The organism is Halomonas sp. R57-5, from assembly GCF_900070345.1.
Lineage (GTDB): Bacteria > Pseudomonadota > Gammaproteobacteria > Pseudomonadales > Halomonadaceae > Vreelandella > Vreelandella ventosae_B.
Window position 1 is genome coordinate 1 of sequence record NZ_LN813019.1, and the last position, 20800, is coordinate 20800.

22 protein-coding genes and 2 pseudogenes are annotated in these 20800 nt (G+C 53.3%); 9 read left to right on the forward strand and 15 right to left on the reverse strand.

The genetic code is table 11. The features are described 5' to 3' along the window. The first annotated feature begins 166 nt into the window (after positions 1 to 166). The 4 genes and pseudogenes from HALO_RS23680 to HALO_RS23390 form a co-directional block, all read left to right on the forward strand. On the forward strand, positions 167 to 391 hold the full coding sequence (locus tag HALO_RS23680) for a LacI family DNA-binding transcriptional regulator (RefSeq protein ID WP_197671959.1): 225 nt from the start codon (positions 167 to 169) through the stop codon (positions 389 to 391). After that, positions 343 to 573: a hypothetical protein gene (locus HALO_RS23260; protein ID WP_197672021.1), complete on the forward strand. Its 231-nt coding sequence runs from the start codon at positions 343 to 345 to the stop codon at positions 571 to 573. Before HALO_RS23680 ends, HALO_RS23260 begins: the two co-directional genes overlap by 49 nt. Then, positions 482 to 715, forward strand: coding sequence for a hypothetical protein (locus tag HALO_RS23685; protein ID WP_197671960.1), 234 nt, complete (start codon positions 482 to 484; stop codon positions 713 to 715). The genes HALO_RS23260 and HALO_RS23685 overlap by 92 nt, the downstream gene beginning before the upstream one ends. A gap of 82 nt (positions 716 to 797) precedes the next feature. Next, a pseudogene (locus HALO_RS23390) lies at positions 798 to 2150 on the forward strand (YicC/YloC family endoribonuclease); the annotation flags it as partial. A 28-nt stretch (positions 2151 to 2178) separates the two neighbouring features. On the opposite strand, the gene HALO_RS23275 reads toward HALO_RS23390, so the two are convergent. The 13 genes and pseudogenes from HALO_RS23275 to HALO_RS23590 form a co-directional block, all read right to left on the reverse strand. Next, positions 2179 to 3090 carry a type II toxin-antitoxin system HipA family toxin gene (locus HALO_RS23275; RefSeq protein WP_442906036.1) on the reverse strand — a complete coding sequence of 304 codons (912 nt, stop codon included), beginning with the start codon at positions 3088 to 3090 and terminating at the stop codon, positions 2179 to 2181. After that, positions 3045 to 3476, reverse strand: coding sequence for a HipA N-terminal domain-containing protein (locus tag HALO_RS23280; protein ID WP_197671962.1), 432 nt, complete (start codon positions 3474 to 3476; stop codon positions 3045 to 3047). The genes HALO_RS23275 and HALO_RS23280 overlap by 46 nt, the downstream gene beginning before the upstream one ends. Positions 3477 to 3494: 18 nt before the next feature. Next, positions 3495 to 3806 (reverse strand): helix-turn-helix transcriptional regulator, encoded by a 312-nt coding sequence (locus tag HALO_RS00020; RefSeq protein ID WP_035582308.1) that lies wholly within the window; start codon positions 3804 to 3806, stop codon positions 3495 to 3497. Positions 3807 to 3945: 139 nt separating this feature from the next. After that, positions 3946 to 5088, reverse strand: a complete 1143-nt coding sequence (locus HALO_RS00025) for an ImmA/IrrE family metallo-endopeptidase (protein ID WP_035582305.1) — start codon at positions 5086 to 5088, stop codon at positions 3946 to 3948. 83 nt (positions 5089 to 5171) lie between these two features. Continuing rightward, positions 5172 to 5660: a hypothetical protein gene (locus HALO_RS00030; RefSeq protein ID WP_035582302.1), complete on the reverse strand. Its 489-nt coding sequence runs from the start codon at positions 5658 to 5660 to the stop codon at positions 5172 to 5174. After that, positions 5653 to 6186 carry a type II toxin-antitoxin system MqsA family antitoxin gene (locus HALO_RS00035; protein WP_035582299.1) on the reverse strand — a complete coding sequence of 178 codons (534 nt, stop codon included), beginning with the start codon at positions 6184 to 6186 and terminating at the stop codon, positions 5653 to 5655. The genes HALO_RS00030 and HALO_RS00035 overlap by 8 nt, the downstream gene beginning before the upstream one ends. 14 nt (positions 6187 to 6200) lie before the next feature. Next, positions 6201 to 6644: a hypothetical protein gene (locus tag HALO_RS00040; RefSeq protein WP_197671955.1), complete on the reverse strand. Its 444-nt coding sequence runs from the start codon at positions 6642 to 6644 to the stop codon at positions 6201 to 6203. 88 nt (positions 6645 to 6732) lie between these two features. After that, a complete protein-coding gene (locus tag HALO_RS00045) occupies positions 6733 to 8073 on the reverse strand; it encodes a restriction endonuclease subunit S (protein ID WP_050712775.1) in 1341 nt (446 codons plus the stop codon). Then, positions 8074 to 9651: a class I SAM-dependent DNA methyltransferase gene (locus tag HALO_RS00050; RefSeq protein ID WP_050712776.1), complete on the reverse strand. Its 1578-nt coding sequence runs from the start codon at positions 9649 to 9651 to the stop codon at positions 8074 to 8076. A gap of 35 nt (positions 9652 to 9686) precedes the next feature. Then, the gene (gene hsdR, locus HALO_RS00055; protein ID WP_035582292.1) at positions 9687 to 13097 is read right to left on the reverse strand and encodes a type I restriction-modification system endonuclease; all 3411 of its coding nucleotides are present in this window, start codon (positions 13095 to 13097) and stop codon (positions 9687 to 9689) included. A 353-nt stretch (positions 13098 to 13450) separates the two neighbouring features. After that, complete coding sequence (locus tag HALO_RS00060; RefSeq protein WP_035582290.1) at positions 13451 to 13651, reverse strand: hypothetical protein; 201 nt, start codon at positions 13649 to 13651, stop codon at positions 13451 to 13453. Between the two features lie 88 nt (positions 13652 to 13739). Then, on the reverse strand, positions 13740 to 14279 hold the full coding sequence (locus HALO_RS23585) for a PDDEXK nuclease domain-containing protein (protein ID WP_268746298.1): 540 nt from the start codon (positions 14277 to 14279) through the stop codon (positions 13740 to 13742). A gap of 72 nt (positions 14280 to 14351) precedes the next feature. Next, positions 14352 to 14708 (reverse strand): annotated as a pseudogene (locus HALO_RS23590) (DUF1016 N-terminal domain-containing protein); the annotation flags it as partial. A gap of 166 nt (positions 14709 to 14874) precedes the next feature. Here HALO_RS23590 and HALO_RS00070 point away from each other — a divergent pair. The 3 genes from HALO_RS00070 (at position 14875) to HALO_RS00080 (ending at position 17543) form a co-directional block, all read left to right on the forward strand. Next, a complete protein-coding gene (locus tag HALO_RS00070; protein ID WP_035582288.1) occupies positions 14875 to 15450 on the forward strand; it encodes a histidine phosphatase family protein in 576 nt (191 codons plus the stop codon). A gap of 63 nt (positions 15451 to 15513) precedes the next feature. Further along, on the forward strand, positions 15514 to 16554 hold the full coding sequence (locus tag HALO_RS00075; protein ID WP_050712777.1) for a zinc-dependent alcohol dehydrogenase family protein: 1041 nt from the start codon (positions 15514 to 15516) through the stop codon (positions 16552 to 16554). Positions 16555 to 16667: 113 nt separating this feature from the next. Further along, on the forward strand, positions 16668 to 17543 hold the full coding sequence (locus HALO_RS00080; protein ID WP_050712778.1) for a pirin family protein: 876 nt from the start codon (positions 16668 to 16670) through the stop codon (positions 17541 to 17543). Positions 17544 to 17596: 53 nt separating this feature from the next. Here HALO_RS00080 and HALO_RS00085 read toward each other — a convergent pair whose 3' ends face one another. Continuing rightward, complete coding sequence (locus tag HALO_RS00085) at positions 17597 to 18208, reverse strand: DNA-3-methyladenine glycosylase family protein (protein ID WP_035582281.1); 612 nt, start codon at positions 18206 to 18208, stop codon at positions 17597 to 17599. A gap of 209 nt (positions 18209 to 18417) precedes the next feature. On the opposite strand from HALO_RS00085, the gene HALO_RS00090 reads away from it, so the two are divergent. Next, positions 18418 to 19629, forward strand: a complete 1212-nt coding sequence (locus HALO_RS00090) for an MFS transporter (protein WP_035582278.1) — start codon at positions 18418 to 18420, stop codon at positions 19627 to 19629. A 111-nt stretch (positions 19630 to 19740) separates the two neighbouring features. Then, a complete protein-coding gene (locus tag HALO_RS00095; protein ID WP_035582276.1) occupies positions 19741 to 19992 on the forward strand; it encodes a hypothetical protein in 252 nt (83 codons plus the stop codon). A 15-nt stretch (positions 19993 to 20007) separates the two neighbouring features. Here the strand turns inward: HALO_RS00095 and HALO_RS00100 are convergent, their stop codons facing one another. Further along, positions 20008 to 20703 (reverse strand): extensin-like domain-containing protein, encoded by a 696-nt coding sequence (locus HALO_RS00100; RefSeq protein ID WP_050712779.1) that lies wholly within the window; start codon positions 20701 to 20703, stop codon positions 20008 to 20010. Positions 20704 to 20800: the final 97 nt, after the last annotated feature.

Consider the following 20800-nt stretch of genomic DNA (forward strand, 5'->3'; position numbering starts at 1 on the left):
AACTTTACACAGTGCTGGATACGGTGAGTGGTACCTAAGCGATGCATCATCGCTATCGTTATTTGTCATTTAACCGAGCGTGCACAATCGGTTGTGCAATATGTAGGATTGATCTATTCCTTCATCACGTCAATGCTACTTTTATCTAATCGCAAGGAGCTGCCCCGTGGTTAGCGACTCTTCATCCAAGCGGCTGACTATTTACGACTTAGCGAGGTTGGCAGAAACGTCGCCTAGTACCGTCAGTGCCGTGCTCAACGGCACTTGGCAGCGCCGTCGCATCAGCAAAAAACTGGCTAGCAAAATTCTTTCCTCGCCCAAGCGGAAGGCTATTCAGCCAACATGCAGGCCCGTGCGCTGCGCCGGGAGCGTTCGGGGATTATTGGCATGATTCTGCCGCTCTACGACAACCGCTATTTCAGCTCGATTGCCAACATTTCGAAGCCCAGGCGAGGCGCCGTGGGCTGTTTGCGATTGTCGCTTGTACCAACGCGACCCGACCCAAGAGCGCGAGGCGGCGCGCATGATGCTCGCCTACCGGGTCGAATGTTTAGTCAGTACCGGGGCCACTGATCCCGACACGATTTCAGCGATGTGCGATGAGAGCGGAGTGGCGAGTATTAACCTGGATTTGCCCGGCGGTAAGGCCCCCTCGATTATTTCSAATAACAGGSAKGGCGCGCAACAGCTGACCCACSCATTCTCGATCAGCTAGCCAGCCAAGCGCCAAGTGACAACGCCATCCTGTTTATTGGTGGCCGTGCGGAGGATCACAATACCCGCGAGCGGATTGCCGGATTTACCCAGGCTCGCGCTGAACGCGGGCTTTCCACCTCGGAGGCAGACATCATTCCCTGCGACTATGCCGCCGATAAGGCCCAGGTCGCGCTAGAGGCGTATATGCGCCACCGCGCTACGCTTCCCAGCGCGATGTTCGTCAACTCAACGATTTCGCTTGAGGGAATCGTGCGCTGGCTACAGCGGGGCGGCTATCAGCTTGACGATATGATTGTTGGCTGCTTTGACTGGGACCCGCTGGCCGCTGCGTTTCACCCTCACCTGATCATGGCACGACAAAACGTGGGCGAGATGATCGACCGCGTCTTCGAGGTGATGGWACGCCATCGCCGGATGCCAGTCTGCTTATTGAGGTGCAGCCAGACATCATGGGTGTTTGATTTCCGTACTTTGGCTCAGTATTCAACGTATCGAATAAATAGACGCGTCAATTCAAAAAGAGTGTTAGCGAATGCTCTACACTTCCAACACGCTAATCTCTCTACAGGTTTTTCCATGACGCACAGCATGACTGCCTTCGCCCGCACCGAGCAGGCCGCCCCCTTTGGCACCCTGCAGGTCGAAATTCGCTCGGTGAATCAGCGTTACTTAGAGCCACATTTTCGCCTACATGAAAGCCTACGGGATTTAGAACCGGTGCTGCGCGAAGCACTGCGTACTCGCCTGGCCCGTGGCAAAGTGGAGTGCAGCGTGCGGTTCGAGAGCGCCGACACCGCTCAAGCGCCGGCGGTGAACGTCCAGCGGTTAAAAGAGATTGCCGACGCCCTAGCCGCCATTCAGCAGCAGGTGCCCAGCGCCGTGCCCACCACGCTCGCGCTTCTCAATCAGCCGGCGTAATGGAAACCCAGCACCTGGATCAAGACGCCATCAAAGCCGCCGCCAAAGCGCTGTTTGACCAAGCGCTGGATGAGCTGATTGACGCCCGCGCCCGTGAAGGCGACAAGCTGGCCGAAATGATCACCACCCGCCTGGCGGCGGCAAGTGAGCAGGTAGCCACAGTGCGCAGCCTGTTACCGCAGATCCTGGAACGCCAACGCGCCCAACTGCTGGAACGCTTGGAGGTTGCCAAAACTGAACTCGATCCCCAACGCCTGGAGGCCGAACTGGTGCTGGTGGCACAAAAAGCTGATGTGGATGAAGAACTAGACCGCCTGACCGCGCATATAGAAGAAGTGAGCCACCAGCTCGCCCAGAAAGGCCCCAAAGGTCGCCGCCTGGATTTCCTGATGCAGGAACTCAACCGCGAAGCCAACACGCTCTCGTCAAAATCCGTGGTGGCAGAGACGACCCGCTGTGCGGTGGAGTTGAAGGTGTTGATCGAGCAGATGAGGGAGCAAATCCAGAATATTGAGTGATGTTTTCAGCTACTAAAAACCGCTGTTAACCGCCAAGCAGACGAAAATCAGTATGGAGACGCTGCCAATGTTCACGCAGTGCCTGCTTATGAGGTTCATGCATTGGTAGCTCCGCCAGTGCTTGAGGCCACAAGGAGCGGGCTTTATCAAGCGTGTCATCTAGGTGGGGCTTGATTAAACGCCAAGGAATGTCGGCTTTTTTAGCCCACTGCTGATAGCTTTCCATGGAGGTTTGATACCACGCTTTTTGGCCAGCCAAATTAAGCGCAGTAGTACGTTCGTTGTCCATATATACGCTGGTGGTCACAATATCGTAAGCGGGTGATAGCCGTGGCGTGTAGCGATCAGAGTACAAAAGGCTCCAATTTTTTAAGTGAGCATCGCCGTTGGCAAGCAAAATGTTTACCAGCAGGCGTCGGGCAAACTGCTGGGCATCCGCAATGGCATCACCGGAAAACTGGTACAGAATACGGCCGATTTGATCATAGCTAGCCGAGCCATACTTTTCATGGGGATATTTCGCCAAGACTTGAGCAAAATCCTCCATGTGAACGCGCTCGGTACCCTGCAAGCCGCGCTGGCGATCAAAACGCTTGATACCAAACGCCATGGGCTCTTCTGGCAATCGGATAGCAGGCAGATTGTCTAACGTATCGAGTGCGACCAAGCGAGTTTCCGGCATATCGATGCCAGCAAGGGCCGCCAGTTGCATTGCCGAAAATTCGTTTAAGGGAACGTAAGCATGCTGGGTGGAGGGCGTTTTGATGATCCACTCACCCAACTCCTCATTGCCATCACTAACGGCGCTATGGATCAGGTTATAACGGCCATCTTTCTCCTTCATAGAGAACTTCATCTGTACGCCAGCCAACGAGAACTTATTACCGGACGCTAGTACCGGTGGATACTCAATTGTTTCAGGTCGTGCGTGTGGCAACCGAGACAGTACCTTCGCCGGGATGTTGTCTGGTGAGAGTGGGCGTGCGATGAGAGCGCCGGAAGGTCAAGACCAAGCCATGCTAGAAGAGAGAACTCATGGTCAATATGGGTTTTCAAACTATGCGCGAGCAGTTCACGCAGCGCACCTTCAGGCAGCAGATTAGATAACAGAGGATGCAACCGTTGGTGCCTCGACCAGTCTCTCGCTAAAATCTCTTCAGATTTAGGGAAATTAGGGTGCGTAATCAGACTAAGCGTTGGCCGCTCAGGGTTGTGGCGAAACTCATCATCGAACAGCAGGATATTCTTGCCATGGGAATAACCCGCAAGATGACCCACCACGCTCCCATGCAAAGAGAGCTGCAGAATGCTCAATCGATCCATTTAGCCCCCTTTGTACGGTTAATCATCCTCTAGTAAGCCTTTCCACGGGTCATCAATGACGCTATCGCCGTTATCCTCCATATCAGAGGAAGGTGTGCCCACCGTATGACCTGCGAGCAGGGCCAACACCGCGTCGCGCTTCTCTTGGGGGATCAACATAATCTCGCTGTTCAACCCCTTAGCCACCAGTTCTAACGTGTTAAGGCGCGGGTTGCCACTGGCTTCAAGCCGTTGATACTGCTGGCGCGACATTCCCACCCGCATCTGCATGTCACTTTGTTTGAAGCCTAGCGCAACACGGCGCTTTTTGATCTGATCCAGTAACGGCATGGCGGTGTCATCAAATAAGTTGCTTTTTAGTTTACAGCAACACATTAGTTGCTATTTTTATTAAAAGCAATTTATAAGACGACAAGCTCTGTGTGTCAGGTAGGGAAGGTCAAAGGGCTGGCCAGAGACGAGAGTAGATTCAGTTTGGACACAGAAATTGAGCAAAGCGCTCTATTTTACTAGGTTTGACCCCGCCTAGCAGGTCGCTCGCTTCGCGTAACATCAACTGACCACTCAGTGCTTCACTGACCACCGCCCTAGAAAATGATTGGCTGATTTGGGATTTCTTAGTCTGGTAGTAGGTTGGCCCGCCACTGCTCTCATTTGCTTTGTGCTGCGCCTGCTGTTCAGCAATATAATGGCCGTATTGCGCTTGAGAAATAAAATTGAGCGTCAACGCACGGCGCGCCAATGCCCAGGTGCTGACGTGAAAGTGGGCTTCCAACGTCGGTAAGTTATCTTGCCAGTGCACTAAATCGTGTTGCCAAAGAGAGCTGAATTCTTGTTCTGGTACTAAAAACTCTGCCGCGACGGCATTACAAAGCACTTCTTGTTGGCGGTGCGTATTAGCGTTTCCATCGGAAATGCCAGACTGCCCAATCCAAATATGACAAAGCTCATGGATCAGAGTAAATAAGCGCGCACCTAGCGCATCGCCATGATTGACGAAAATGATAGGCGCATAGTCATCTACAATGGCAAACCCGCGGAACTCTTCAACTCGCAAAGGGCGTGTGTAGTGGCCCATATCGCCTTGGCGCATCACCAGGATTCCCTGTGCTTCGATTCGCTGGGTTAAATCGCGGTAATAGTCATCCCATTTACCGCGCTTAGGGTGATCCTCAACGCCTAACTGGGAGCGCATGTCGGCGACGATTTCAGCGACAGAGTGATTGGCAGAAAAGCGGCCAACATTTGGATTGGGCTCGGCAAAGTGCTGCTTTAAATAGTCCCGGTACCACTCCTGGCGCTGAAGCATTAGCTTGATCAGATCAAGAAGCTCAGCGCTCGGCCGAGTAACACCTTGGCCTTCCAGCGTTCGAAGATCGGGAATGGGCAACACTTCTTCGGGCGGCTCTGTAAGAAACAGGTACCCAAAAGGGACGTAGGCTTTTTCGGCAAACTGCATCGCTTGGCGGAAGGTGATGGGCTTTTCACCCGCTTCCCATGCCAGCAGTTTTTCTTCATTCACCCCGCACTTATGTGCAAATTCAGGCACCGGGATGCCGGAGCGCTCGCGCGCCCAGGTCAGCATCTGGGTGTTGATATTTGCCTTGGTCATACGGGGGCTTTCCTAGTAACGATTTGCGTAGATCAAGTGAGTCTAGCAGCACCGTGCACAGCACCCAATATGTTATAGGCCGATCAATCGGCTATAGGATCGGGTTGCTTGCTAAACTGAACGGTGGGTAAAACCACTCGCGGTAAGCGCAAGCGTTCGCATTGTGAGCTCAAGAATTCGCGCCAATAGGGCCAAACGTGATAACTGGCGTTTTTAAGCGCGTACTCATCTATTGCTTCTTGCTCTATTGAGTCGGTTACTAGGTACTCTGCAATAAACTCCCCTTCTATAAGCGCTTTAATATCAGGCTCTTCATCCTCTTGTTGTTGTGAAACCCAACGAGCCCCAAGGCGAATATAGATGCGTACCAGTTGGCCGTCGCCATCCACTTGTATCACTTCACTTTTACGCACAATGTGCATTTGCTGCACCGACAGCACTTCTAAACTATCGGCTGACTTGGGATCAAAATCGTCTTCGCACTCAGCTTGCGCGGACTTGAGATAAACGTCGTTGATGACCAAGCTGTCAATCGCTTGTTGCAGCTTTTTGCTGACTTTAGCTTTAGCCATAACAGACCTCGCGCTCGATCTCATGAGACTGGATCACCTTAGTATTTACCTTGCGTGGGAGTGAGCGTAGCCCAACGATAGAGGTCGTTTTCCAAAGGCGAGTTTCTCTGTTTGTTACTCCAGCATCGGCTTTCAGCTTCTCCAGCGCGGCTGGCACCTGATCGGCGACGCGTAACAGCTTATCCATAGCATCAGATTGCATGACATCATCTGATTCGTACTTAGAGAACGCCACAGGGCCACCGCCAAAGATGCGAGCAGCGTCTTGTTGATTTAATTGCCAATGCTTACGTAATGCGAGCACTTCTGCGCCAGTGAGTAGCCCCTGCGCTTGTTTCTTAAAAGCAGTCATTGCGCGCTTATTATCACGTGCTTCTTTTGTTCCTGCCTGCTCGCTACCACAGCCATCACAAGCCAAAAAGTGGCTTTCAATGCGGCTATGTTTGCCCATGTGCTCAACGTCTATCCATTCGCTACGGGCATGAAGCTGCCCAGATTCGCAGATCGGACAAATGTGATTAGCCATGACACTCCTCGGTACTAAGTATGGCAAGAAACCAGCAGCAGTAGCTTGCCTGTTTTACCAATCGCAAATTTTACGTAGTATTCTATGTGCATTTCTTTGTGTGCATGCTCTATCCACTCGATTCGCTGCAAGCGGTAGCTATCGCATGCAGCCCATGGGCCTGTTGGCTTCTGCACACACCATTCAGATTTTAAATACTGACCACCGGTAAGCGCTTGTTTCAGCAATGCGCGGACGTCTGATATTTCATAAGCAAGCTGTTGAACATCTGCTATGCACTTGCGTGTCCATAGCACCGTCTGTTCGTCACCTGCGTCCAGCAGCGCTAGTACGTCAGTTACGGCGTACAGCGGCTCGTCTTCAATGTGAATTCGTTTGCTACCGGCCTCGCTAGGCGGTTGCCCTGAATAGACGCTAACGTTGGTTGTATTGTTTACCATAATGGTAATTTTTTCCAATCAATTTGATGTGCCCACCGCTTAAAAGTTCATGTTTCGCTTTCTTGCCTAACCTTTGTCACTTCTAATTGATAATGGAGTCAGCCGCTTATGCACTACGTTTGCGGCGTTTTGCTGGCGCTTTCACCGCCCGTTCTGCTTTGATCCTTTCCAGCAGCGCCTCTGCGCTGTTCTCGCCGGTGATCAGGTCAGGGTTGTCTTTACGCCACTGCTCGGTGAGTTCGCCTCGGAAAGCTTTGGCGAGAATGGATTGGGTGAGGTTGTTCACCCGCGCCAGCGATTGATTCACCTGATGCTCGATACGGTCGGCGTGGGCAAAGAGTCGATCCACGCGGCGGACGATTTCGATTTGTTCTTTGAGTGGCGGCAAGTATATTTCGTGGTCAATTATATTACTTTTCGTCAAGCCAGGGATTAACCCCTTAGCTTTTAAAACAACATCTGCGGCGGAAGCCTGAATGGCAAAAAGAATGTAGGTGTAGTTCATCTTTTCGTTAGGGACAAACGCATACACATCACGACCGATCGCTGCATAACAGCCCGGAAAAGTAGTTCCCACACCAGCACCTTTTACTGTGACAAATATCGAGCCATCCGGGGCCATACGTTTAGGGTACTCTGTCCACTTATTATGTAATATTTTTCTTCCATCCCATTGTTCAGGACCGGTTACATACGGTTCGCCTTTCCCATCAAAGTTAACCTCTGATCTACTGGGAGATTGTCCTGCAATTATTTTTCCTGCTACAGATAATGGCTTCACATCTCCAATGTTTTGGTGATTAGTGGCTCGCCACTCTTTCGTCAACCGCCCACTCATCGCCCCTGCCAGTACGGATTGACGAAAGCGCTTGAGGATCTTGGGAATAGGCTCAAGGCGGGCTTTGGTGTTGTCCACCTGCGCCAGCAGGGTGTCGAGTTTGTCGGCGATGATTTTTTGTTCGGCAAGGGGGGGAAGCGGAACCTTAAACCTAGACAGCTTCTTCTGATTTATGGACGATTGATTTACTGCATGCTGAGCATTTTGTGAGAAGATGCCAGCCTTCCTCGAAAACTTGCAATGATAATTAAAAAAGCGCGCAATCATACACTTTTTATTCACAACTAACCGAAGTAAGTTTATTCCATGATAAAGTTCGCGATTCTTATCGAAAATGGCAGTCTTTCCAAGGTGGGTCGGGCTGTTTATATGGCTAAATAAGATGTCGCCCTTATTAATTTTATATTTTTCAACTTTATTAGTATCGTATATCTCTATGAAACCAACCCGACTAAAGTTGATTGTTTCATGAGCAATAGTTTCAATACGACTAACAGGAATACCTGAGCCATCTTTGTTTTGTTTTCCTCCTATACCATTTGATACGGAGGTCAACACATCACCATATTCGATGACAGCCCATTCATCGGGGATCGATACTTCCATCATTTATTTATCCCCACCCATCATTTCCTTCAACAATACCCGTTGCCCATCGGCCTCTTCCTCAGCTCCTAGTTCACGCATCAGCCCGTCCAGCTCGCCCAGAGCTTGCACCAGCTCGCTCATGGCCTCGCCGGCCAGCACCTCGGGGTCAGGCATGTCAGCAGCATCCACGCTGTCCTTGTCCTTGAGCCAGCTGATATCAAGCGAGTCGCCCTTGGTGTCGCGAATCCACTCGCGGGAGAAGCAGCGCCAGCGGGATTTGGCGAGTCGGTCATCGATCACGCCCTGGTTTTCGTCCGTGGCGTCAGGATCAACGGCGATCTCGTCAGCGTTGAACGACCACTCGCCTTCCTGCCGCGGGCTTTGACCGTTGGGGTCGTCACCAAATACGGTCTCGAATGGTTCAAGGTATTTGTCAGTAAAGGGCGTGCGCTTGCCGAAGCTCGGCATGTTGGTGCGCAGGTCATAGACCCAGACGTTTTGCGTGTTGCCCTTGTCCTGGGTGGGGTCTTCAGGCTTGGAGAAAAACAAAACGTTGGTTTTAACACCCGCGGCATAAAAAATGCCGGTGGGCAGGCGGAGAATGGTGTGCAGGTTGCACTTCTCCATCAGGTCGTGGCGTMCCTGGGCACCCTGGCCGGCCTCGAACAGCACGTTGTCCGGCAGCACCACCGCGGCGCGGCCGCCGGGTTTGAGCATCACGTGATACATCAAATGCAGGAAGGCCTGCTGCTTGTTACTGCTGTAAAACAGCAGATCATCCCGGGTCGGGATACCGCCGCCTTGTTTGGTGCCAAAGGGAGGGTTGGCGAGCAACAGCGACGCTCTGGGGAGCTGCTTACCTTCATTACTAAGGGTGTCGCCAAACAGGATGCCAGCGTGATGATCATCGATGGCGATGTCGTGCAGCATCAGGTTCATCAATGCCAGACGGCGGGTATCCGGCACAAATTCCATGCCATAAAAGGTCTTGTGTTGGTAACGATCATAGGCCGCTTCATCCAATGCCTCGACATCGTTATTGGCACCAATATGATGGTGGGCGCTGATCAGAAACCCACCAGTACCGGCCGTCGGGTCCACAATCACGTCGTCCAGGGTCGGCTTCATCAGCTTGACCATGGCATTGATCAGTACACGCGGAGTGAAGTACTGACCTGCGCCGGATTTCTTCTCGCTGGCATTGATTTCCAGTAGCCCTTCATACATATCGCCTAGGCCTTCCTGGCGGGCGCTGTACCAATCGAGCTTGTCGATTTCAGTGATCAGTTTATCCAGCGTCGCTGGCTTGCGGATTACGGTGTGGGCATTGTTATAGATCGCCTGCGTGATCCTTGAGCCGTGGCCGCCAAGATCGACCAGCATTTTCTTGTAGAACTCCAGCCGGCTGGCCGAGTTCTGGTTCTCCAGATCCGTCCAGGTATTATTGGCCGGCAACAGTTCATCCTGCCCGGTCTCTTCCACCATCTTGAGAAAGACAAGATACGTCAGTTCGGTAATGTATTCGTGATAGGTCACGCCATCGTCACGCAACAGATTACAAAGGTTCCAGAGTTTAGCGACGAGGTTCGGGGTGTTCATGGTTGGTGTCTACTTCATGTGGTTGGCGCTCTGGGTCATGCCCAGAGCGCTTGGTTAAACTGTGTGAGGATATCGGTAACGGGCTGATCAAAGAGCTTGTTAGCGCGTTTGATACCGCCCTGGGCCTTGAACGGCCCCTGATTCAGCGCGGCCTCATCCACAATGATGGTGGCCTTCATCTGCTTGGCGATCAGCTTAAGCCAATCACGCTGGGGGGTCTTCCAAGGCTGGCTCTGGAGAATCGTTTCCAGCGCATTATCAACTCGTTGATCCCAAGGGACCAGAGGCTCGCCTAGCGCTGCTTGCCGAATAAACCCAATGATCTTGGCAGCGATCTCTTCCTGCGTCAGTTCACGCCAAGCGACCTGAAGGTCCTGCTCACGAAACTGATTGCGCTCAAGTTCGACGGCGAGCTCTCTCAGACTTTGACGGGTGAGCTCCCACGGGCGGTTGATCACGGTCTGAAGCGCCGCCAGACGGTTACTGTTGGCGTTGATATAGGCTTTGAAGGCTTTCAGATAATCTTCCGGTTTTTGCCCCTCGCCATAGCCCGTAGTGATACCCGCTATCTTATCACTGCCATCATGAATCACTACATTAGGTCTCCAGCCCCCACCACCATTGGTAACGGTGGTATCAAGCAATTCACCGAGTCCAGGATTGTTAGTAAACCATTCGGCGAGTTGCGAGACAGGCATGTTCTTGAGCTCACGAGCGAACTCACCGGGAGACTTGCCTGCAATGATTTCAAATTTGTCAGCCTGCTCTGGCAGCAGGTAGTTCTTTTTGACCTGAAGCTTTGAAATAAACTGCTTCCTGGCAAGGTCCTGGAGCTCTGGAGCGCTCTCTTGCTTCATGTCGTCTTCAAGACCCTTGAAGGCAAGGTCAACCTTGGTGACCACCGGTTTCATGGTGTTCACGTGTTCCAGCTGCGTGTAGATATCTACGGCGTCATAGATTCGGAATGGCCCCTTGCCGATATCAGGGCATAGCCGAGTGGCGCGCCCCAGCATCTGTTCAAATAGAATTCGACTGTTCACTCGACGTAGAAACACCAGATTACAGATGGCGGGAACATCTATTCCTGTCGTCATCAAATCAACGGTGACGGCAATGTTAGGCAGTCGATCGTTTTTATAGCTGCGAATCTTTTCCAGCGGCTTGTCACTGGCACCAGTGATCTTTTGTACGGCGTCGTCTTCAACTTCACCATGATAATGCTCAATGGCGGTCTTGAACGCTTCAACTACATCATCGGCGTGCTTGTCTGTTACGCAAAAGACCAGTGTTTTCGCCGGTGAATAGGGATTGATCGAATCGCTTTCGATCAACCATCGGGTGACAACGCTCGTGAACTCAGGAGCAATCACCTTGCGGTTGAAATCGCTAACATCAAAGTTCAATTCATCGGGCGTGTTATAGGTATCGATCGTGTTATTGGCGACGTCGTAAACCGTTACCTGTTCATTTACCTTGTAGGAGATACCCTCTTCAGAGAGCTTTGTACGTATCCGAATGGGTGGAAGATGGTCATTGAGATAGCCGTCCAGCACGGCTTCTGTGTAGCTGTAGGTAAAAACAGGGGCGCCAAAAATCTCGGTCGTGTGCAGGGCGGGCGTAGCGGTCAGTCCGATCTTGAAAGCATCGAAGTAGTCGATGACGCTGCGATACTTTGACTGGTAGTCCTTCTGGTCACGAAACATTTGCTCGGTATCGCTAAGCTCACGATCCAGCAGATAGCCCCGGTGGCATTCATCGACAATGATGCAGTCATACTGGCCAACGCCGGGCCGCGCCGTGCCATCAGTCGGGTAAAGGATTCGCTTGACCAGACCCTGCACGGTGGCAACGTGAACCTTGGTGGCATCATCCGGTGTCGCCTTGGGAGTCTTGTTTGGCGCCATACCGATGACATCAAAGGTTTCTGCAAAGGTATTGAGGTTTTCCAGCCGAACCTCACCGAAATCATCGGTTGCCTGTACGCCCAGTGCAGAGCGATCCACCAGAAACAGGATGCGGCGAAAACGCTCAGCCTTGAGAAATCGATAGACCATGGCGATGGCTGTTTTGGTCTTGCCTGTCCCGGTTGCCATGGCTATCAGGGCCGCGGTTTCTCCTTGCTTGATACGGGTTTCAGTCGCTCGAATGGCCTCGATCTGGTAGTCGCGCAAGGCAAGATGATAATCAAACCCCATGGCCTCCAGCTCATCTTCAGCTTGCTGAGGGGTTTGCCGGAGATAGGTTTTTATTTCCTGTGGCGAATACCAACCGTTTAGCGCTCGACGTCGGTTGGTATCGTCGCGCACGTCCAAAAACCAGATACCACTTTCCTGCTCCAGCTGTTTCAGGTAAGGACGGCCATTGGTTGCGAAGGCCAGCGGCACACGAAACTCTCCATAAAGCTCTTCAACGGTAAACGCACCTTTCTCCTGTAGACCCTTGGCATAACGCTTGGCCTGATCGATGCTGCCATAAACGTTTCTGGCGCTCTTTTTGGCCTCTACAACGGCTACAGGCATCAGGCCAATGAACAGGACATAGTCGGCGGGGCCGGAAGCTGTTGGCCATTCAGCAATAGCCCGGTTTTGATTGGGAATTGGCCGTGCGCCAGCGGAATATTTGAGATTGACGCTATCAGCTTCCCAGCCTGCCTCAATGAGTTGCTCGTCGATTAGGACACGTGTTTCCGCTTCGTTGAGCTGCAGTGTGGACTTTTCAACGTTACTGATTTGTACTGCCTGCGCTTCAGGGGCCTGCTGAGTAAATGATTGAAAATATAGAACGTTTGCTTCATTCATTTTGGCCCGATATTTCTCAAGGGTCGCTTCATGCTCGGTTGCCAACTCTTCCCACACCTTGCTTTCGGTCGACATACGCTCAGCACGCTGTCTTTCCGCTTCGGCTTTCAGAGCTTCGGCTTCTTTCAATGCTTCAGTCTTGGTAAGACGGTCTGTCGTTGAATGGTGCTGTTTGTGCAGCTCCAGAATCTTTTCTTCAAGATCACGGACTCTGGAAGAGGGATCTTCGGGCTTTATGAAAGCCTTGGTTTTAAAGCCCAGGGCCTTTGCACCGCCAAATTGGAGATGAAACCACATGGCCAGCGCATGTCCCAACTGAAGCGCTTTCAGCGCATCCCGGTGATTAGACGAGGTCAAATCGTGGGCAGCGCAATTACCCAGCTTTCTCAAACTGTGAAAAGCATCTTTTATCTGCTGATCCAGACGGAGAGTATTATCGAGCTCTCGCAGTAAATCGATCTGTTTCACATCACTTCCTGATGCTACCCCCAGACGTGAAGCGATGGTTCTCGCCAATTCTTCACCAAGCTGGCGCATTTTAATCAGCGTGGTGTTGGGATCAGAAACAAAGCAGGCTTCAGCGGTCTGTGCCAAACGCACCAGAAGCTCATCGTGATGTTTCAGGAAATCGAAGTTACTGCTGGCCACGTGTAATTACCTTTTGTCATTAAACAGTGTGACGCATGTTTCCGCTAGGCTACCTGAAATGACGAAGGGTAACTAATATTAGAACTCGTCATAAACTGTTTTCTAAAACTGCATATCTAGCGGCTTATAACACTTTATGGATCGCCGCACTGATGCCACTTAGCCTTCTCGCTTTTCCCTTCAGCATCCGGGGCTTCATCGCCTCCGCCACAGCCTGAAACACTGGCACGATCACCGAGCTGCCGAACTGGCCATAGGTTTGAGTGTCGCGAAGCGTCTTTCACCAAGGGCGTCAAAGTCCATCAAAGGTGGTGTCATCTGAACCTCACGGCCATAGCGCTCGGACTTGAACGTCAAGTTGACGTCCTCTTTTTGGCTTCCACCACGGCGATAGGCGTCAGGCCAATAAACAGCACGTAATCGGCATGCTCTTTTTTGCCCACGGGCTTGGTGCCGGGCGGTACAAAAGGGCCGGGGTTGAAGGCGGTGCCTGCCTTGCCAAACGAGCTGTGAAACCAGATAGTCAGTTCGCGGGCCAGCTTTATGCCATCCAAGGCTTCTTTGTCGCGAATGCTTTATTACCACCCATACTAATGAAATAGGGTGTGCTTAGCTAAGTCTACTTTTGGGTTGTGGCCTCGGTCACTCATTGCCCAGTGCTTGCTGCTGAAGCTGTTCCACTGCTTGAGCTCGCTCACGCTCTAGCTCGCGCTTGAGTTCATCCTCTGAGGGCAAATAAGGCAGATACTTCGCCGCAAACAGCTGCTTTTGTTCGGCCAGTACCGAGTACTTCACTACGGCCTCGCTTTTTTCACTGCACAGAACCAAGCCGATGGTGGGGTTATCGTCGCTGCCTCTGCGCTGTTCATCGTATAAGCGCACGTAGGTATCCATCTGGCCAATATCCTGATGCCTGAGCTTGCCGAGTTTTAGATCCACCAGCAAAAAGCACTTCAGTTTGAAGTTGTAGAACACCAAGTCGATGTAGAAATCTTCGTCGTCAAAGCGAATACGCTGCTGGCGCTCAACGAAGGCAAAGCCTTTGCCCAGTTCTAGCAGAAACTGCTGCAGGTTGCTGATAATGGCCTGCTCTAACTGGCTTTCTTGATAGGTTTTGTCTTGTAGATTTAGAAAATCCAGAATGTAGGGATCACGCAGATAGTCTTTGGCGGTTTCCGCCAACGGCTGAGTGTTTTCTTTTGCTTCCTGTTCAACCGGCGTTTTGTTTTGGCTAGCCAGCAGGCGCTCGTAGTAGAGGGTGCTAATCTGGCGCTCTAGAGCGCGAACACTCCAGCTGTGCTGTTCCGCCTCTTGTTGATACCAAGCTCGCGCACTTGGGTTTTCTACCTTAGCTAGCAGGTTGTAATGCGACCAACTCAATTCGAGAGACACTGTCTCCCGAATTGGAAAGGCTTGATAAAAGCGGCGCATATTGCGCAAGTTGGTGACATCAAAGCCCTTTCCCAGCCGCTCGGTAAGCTGTTTTGAGAGTTGCTGTAGCTGCTGCTTACCATACTCAGCACGACGATTGCCTTGCTGTTCGTGCTCGACAATTAAACGGCCTATTTCCCAGTAACTTTGTACCATGGCCGTATTCACGGCTTGGCGAACCTGCCCGCGTGCCTACTCTATCTGTTGGGTAATCGCGCTAACAAGGCTGCTAAAGGCGATTGGGTTTTGCTCCGTCATCGGCTTAACCCCTGGTGTCATAGAGTAGTAATGGCAGTTGGCTTAGGCCTAACGAAAGCAAATTTTGCCGATTTAAGGACGCCTCCCCATGCCCACCCTACGCCACATCACCTTAACCCTACTGCTCGCTGTGCTGAGCAGCCTGCCCATCAGCACCCAGGCAAACGAAACAACCTGGCAAGCACTGCAAGAAGGCAGCTTGGTAATTTTCATGCGCCACTCCCTGGCCCCTGGCATTGGTGACCCGCCGGGCTTTGAACGTGGCCGCTGCGAGACTCAGCGCAATCTTTCTGCGAGTGGCCGTGCTCAGGCGCAAGCCGTTGGTCGTGCATTTCGGGAGAGGGAGATCCCCATTGCGGCGGTGTATTCATCAAGCTGGTGCCGGGCAATGGATACCGCTGAACTGATGGCGCTGGGGCCTGTAGAGCCTACACCCTGGTTAGACTCCTTCTTTCGCGGGCGCGGTGATCAAGCGTCAATCACCCAAACCGCCCAGCAGCAGATCGCCGCATGGAAAGGGCCGGGCAATTTGCTGCTGGTTACCCATCAGGTGAATATCACCGCGTTGGTTGGCAGCGGCGTAGGCTCTGGCGAGATGATTGTGGTGCGTCCCACGGATAATTCGTTTCAAGTAGTGGGGCGGTTAAATGTTAGCGGTGACTAATTCGCTTCTTAACCCTTTAAACAGTTATAAAGTAAAAACAGCAATACGGTTTAGGAGACCTTGATGAAGGCCGTTGTTTTTGAGCAGTTTTCCGCCCCGCCGAGTATCCAGCAGTTGCCCGATCCGACGCCTGAACCTCACGGTGTGGTGGTGAAAGTGATGGCTAATGGGGTGTGCCGTAGCGATTGGCATGGCTGGGTGGGGCMTGATACCGATATCCAGCTTCCCCATGTGCCGGGCCATGAGCTGGCAGGCGTAGTCGAAGCCGTTGGTAAAGATGTAACGCAATGGCGCATTGGCGACCGCGTTACGGTGCCGTTCGTGGGTGGCTGTGGCACTTGCCCAGAGTGKCACTCGGGCAACCATCAGGTGTGCGATAGCCAGTTTCAGCCCGGCTTCACGCACTGGGGCTCATTTGCTGAGTATGTGAGTATTCACTATGCCGATGTGAACTTGGTTGCGCTGCCAGAGACACTCGACTTCGCGACGGCGGCCAGCCTGGGGTGTCGGTTTGTCACTTCCTTTCGGGCGGTCGTCGATCAGGGCCAAACATCGGCTGGGCRGKGGGTGGCCATTCACGGCTGCGGAGGTGTTGGTCTATCCGCCGTAATGATTGCCAACGCCATCGGTGCCAACGTCGTTGCCATCGATATTTCGGAGGAGGCGCTTACTCTGGCCCGTCAACTGGGCGCCGTTGCCACTGTGAATGCCGCCAAGGTGGCCAATGTGGTTGAAGCAGTTGCGGAAATAACCCGAGGTGGTGCTCACGTGTCGTTGGATGCGCTAGGGCACCCGACGACCTGCTTTAACTCGATCAGCAATCTGCGTAAACGCGGCAAGCATATTCAGGTCGGGTTGATGTTGGCTGAGAACAGCACACCAGCTATTCCCATGAGTAAGGTTATTGCCAACGAGCTTGAAATACTCGGCAGCCATGGCATGCAGGCGCATCGTTATGACGCCATGCTGGCGATGATTCAGTCTGGAAAGCTGGCGCCTGAGCAGCTTATCGGCAAACGAATCACCCTTGAGCAGTCGATTGATGCGCTGATGAACATGGATAAATTTGAAGGGGCGGGTGTGACTGTGGTGACCAAATTTTAAGGAAACCGCTGAGCCGTTTAATAACAATTTCCTGCAATGAAACGTGGCAAATTATTCGCTCCTTATCCGCGGCTGTAGGTTTTACGCTATACATTATTGATAAGGAGTAAATGATGACAATAGACACTACCCAGKCAGTGCGCCGCGTGATCGCCCAGCACCCGGCCAAGCGCGATGATATCGGTGATTTAACTACTCGTCGGCCGCTGCCAGGGCCTGGTTTGGATCAGCTCGACCCGTTTCTGTTTTTGAATCACCACGGCCCGCAAACGTACCCGGCCAACAACCGTGGCCTGCCGTTTGGCCCGCACCCGCATCGCGGGTTTGAAACGGTGACGTTTATCCTGGAAGGGTCGCTTGCCCACGCTGATAGCGCTAGCCATCAAAGCATCATCCACAAAGGTGGCGTGCAGTGGATGACCGCGGGCAGTGGCATTGTGCATGCGGAAATTTCGCCGCCGGAGTTTCTGCGCGACGGTGGCCCGCTGGAGATTCTTCAACTGTGGGTCAATCTACCGGCGCGTTTGAAGATGAGTGAGCCGCGCTACGTGGGACTACAGGAAGCGTCCATCCCCGCTATTGCACTACCGGGCGGCGGTGAGCTGAACCTGATCGCCGGGCAGTGGCAGGGTAGCGTTGGGCCAATTGACACGCTAACCGGCGTATTTATGTCGACCCTGCAGCTGCCTGCGGGCGCGTACGCGCATCTGCCCGTCTCACCTGGGCGGCAGGTGTTTCTTTACGTAGTGAGTGGTGACGTCGAGATAGGCGGTGAACCCGTTCAGCCTCACCATTTGATCGAAGTAGACCGTGATGGCGAGAGCCTCGAAATCGAAGCCAGCAGCGACGCACGCCTGCTGTTTGGCCATGGGGAAGTAATAGACGAACCTGTGTATTCCCACGGTCCCTTTGTGATGACTACCCGCGAAGAGATTGTCCAGGCGGTTGATGACTATCAGAACGGCAAATTTGGCGGGCTCGACGCCTAAGATTATTTAAAGACAGGGGTTGTTTAAAGACAGGGCTTGGGTAAAGAGAGTTGCTATAACGGCTCGCCGCGGTAGTAGTGCCACAAAAACAGTGACCCCACCGTGCGCCAGGGAGCCCAGGCTTCCACCAACTGACGGGCTTGCTTGGGCGTGGGCTTGTCGTCCATGCCTTTTAAACGGCCCAAGGCTACCCGTAGGGCAAGATCGTCGGCGGGAAAGATATCCGGGCGTTTCAGCGAGAACATCAGGTAGATTTCGGCGCTCCAGCGGCCAAAGCCGCGCAGCTCAGTAATCGCGGCAATCGCCTCGTCGTCGCTTAGCTGCTCAAGCCCATCAGCGCTAAATGTGCCTGCCAGCTCCGCTTCTGCTAGGCCCTTGGCGTACTCAATTTTACGCCAGGAGAGCCCAGCATCGCGCAGCGCTTGGCCCTCTATCTCCATGACCGCTTTAGCGTGCAGCTCGGGCAGCAACGTATTGACGCGGCCCATAATCGCACGAGCGGCCTCGGTGGAAAGTTGCTGGCTGACGATAGTGCTGAAGAACGTCGCAAAGCCCGGGTCACGTTCCCGGGGCTGGGGGGCGCCCACCAATGGGTATGCGCGCGCGATATCCGGGTCTGCCTTAGCCAACGCTTGCATGGCTTGGTCGATTGTTTCGGGCGTCATTATTGCCTCACGTGTCTTGGTAAAAGCGCCACACTAGCAAAGCGCGAGTGAAAGCGTGAAACCTTGACGACTAACTACTCGGGTGCCTTCTCAATTATCTTCTTTGCCCGCTAACTTTTTAAACACAGCTGGTTTCTACTTTCGTCTAATCCTGCGATCATTTAGCGCTAATCGAGATACCAACAGGGCGGTATCCCAAGGAGATAAGCATGCAGGATTCGACAGCACCGTCGTCTCAAGGGCTAGCGCGCAACCCGCGTTTGGCCGAATTTGTGTTGGCGCTGGGTGGCTTTGGGATTGGCACCAGCGAGTTCGTCATTATGGGCTTGATGAACCGTGTCGCGGGTGATTTAGACGTGACGGTGCCTCAAGTGGGTTATGCCATTAGCAGCTACGCCTTGGGTGTCGTGGTCGGCGCGCCGCTGATTTCAGCGCTGGCCGCGCGGGCGCCCAGGCGGATGCTGTTGATTATTCTGATGCTGGTGTTTGCCGTGGGTAATATCGCCAGTGCTATGGCGCCGGGTTTTTGGTCATTTGTGGGCCTGCGTTTTCTGGCGGGTCTGCCCCATGGCGCCTATTTTGGCATCGCGGCGCTAGTGGCGGCGGGGGCGGTACCGGTTGACCAAAGGGCGCGGGCTATTTCTCGGGTGATGATGGGTTTAACCGTGGCGATTTTGATTGGCGCACCGCTAGGCACCTGGACGGGCAATCTGTTTGGCTGGCAGATCGCCTTTGCCGGCGTTGGGGGCATTGCGTTGCTTACCGCCGCGTTGATTCGCCTATATGTACCGGTGCAGCCCGTTGATGACCTCGCAAGCCCAGTACGTGAGCTAACAGCGCTGCTTAAGCAGCGCGTCTTGGTCACGCTGGCGCTCGCCTGCATCGGCTGCGGCGGCATGTTCGCTATTTTTAGCTATGTGATGCCGACATTGACCCAGCAAGCCGGTATGAGCGAAGCCCTGGGGCCTTTGGTACTGGTGATCTTCGGCCTGGGCTCGATTGCCGGTAATTTAATCGGTGGGCGCATGGCTGATAAAAACCTGATGCGCGCGATTCCGACCATCCTGCTCTGGTGTGGGGTAGTTCAGGGGCTGTTTTACTTTGCCGCTAATAACGTTTGGACAGGGCTGCTGTTTGTTGGCTTGGTGGGCACCAGCATGGCGCTGGCGCCTTCGCTACAAACACGCTTAATGGATGTGGCAGAGGATGCTCAAACCATGGCGGCCTCACTGAACCACGCGGCCTTTAACGGTGCCAATGCGCTAGGGGCGTGGCTTGCAGGCCTGGCAATCAGCGCAGGCTTCAGCTGGTCGAGCACGGGCTTGGTCGGTGCTGGGTTGGCGCTCTGTGGCTTGGTGATTTTTGCCGCTGGGCGCTGGTTGGAAAAGCGCACCTATGGCGCCGTGGCCCAGCGCGCCTAGCGCTGTATCGCTATTGATCAGTTKCCTAGTTATCGAACAGTGATAATTAACATAGCTAAAAAGTCGAATTCTCTCTACTGTGTAAGAGTAGTAACCCATAAGGAGATGACCATGCACATTCAGGTATTGAATTCGACACGTATATTGACCCTCGGCGCGGTGGTGGCATTAACCATTGGCTTGGCGGGCTGCGGTACTTCCACGGGCGAGCGCGCTACTAGCGGCGCGGGTGTCGGGGCTGCCATTGGCGCGGGTGCCGCRGCCGTAACCGGTGGTAGCGTCGTTCAAGGCGCCGTCATCGGCGGTGGCGTTGGTGCTGCCACCGGTGCCGCCACGGATGCAGATGACATCAACCTCGAATAAGTAATGGTTGATCTCTTAGCGGCACAGCCTAAATCCGCGCATGCCCATATGAAAGTGATCGGCATGCGCGGCGTTGTAATCGGGGCCCAATACATTTCCGAAGGTGTCGCAGGCGCCATCCCGCGCAGCGCGTAAAAACTCCCTAGCCTTGCCTTCATCATCCCAATCATTGATTAGCGTGATGCGCTGGCCATTATCAAACTGAAACCCCACCACATCCAGCGCTTCGGCGGTGGCGTGTTCGCTGCGTCTGCCGGTTTCTCGGCCGTAAACGTTACGGCAGGCAAAGCTACCCACATGGTTAACCTGGCTTACCCGGCTGCCCATAATCTCCTCGGCGGCAGGCTGTAACGTATGCCGCTCATACATGACCCAGGCCAGCGCCATGGGGCAGGAAGCCACGAAGCTTTGGTTAAACGCGACGTCGCTTGATTGCATGCGCACGACATTGGAAAGTGGACAACTCGCCGTGGGGCTGTAATCGGCTAGTGGCGTGTAGCGTAATTCGCCTTCGGCAGCGGTATCTAACGCAGCTAAACAGCCTGCTCGGTCATCCGCCAAGCGGCTTAACTTAAGTTGCGTGACTGGCGTGATGGGGTCATCAATATGCAGCGGTGCCCAGGGCGCCCAGTGGCGGGGAATCTCTATAAGGCCTTTTTGCAGGGCTACGCCCAGTGCGATCAGGGCTAAAATAAATAGCGTACTGCGCATGTCTACCTCCCTGTATGTCACCGCCAACGCTACAGTCGTCGCGCTGGGTGTGCGATACTGCGCAGCCTTGCTGCTCTGCTGCAGTCACTTTACTAGC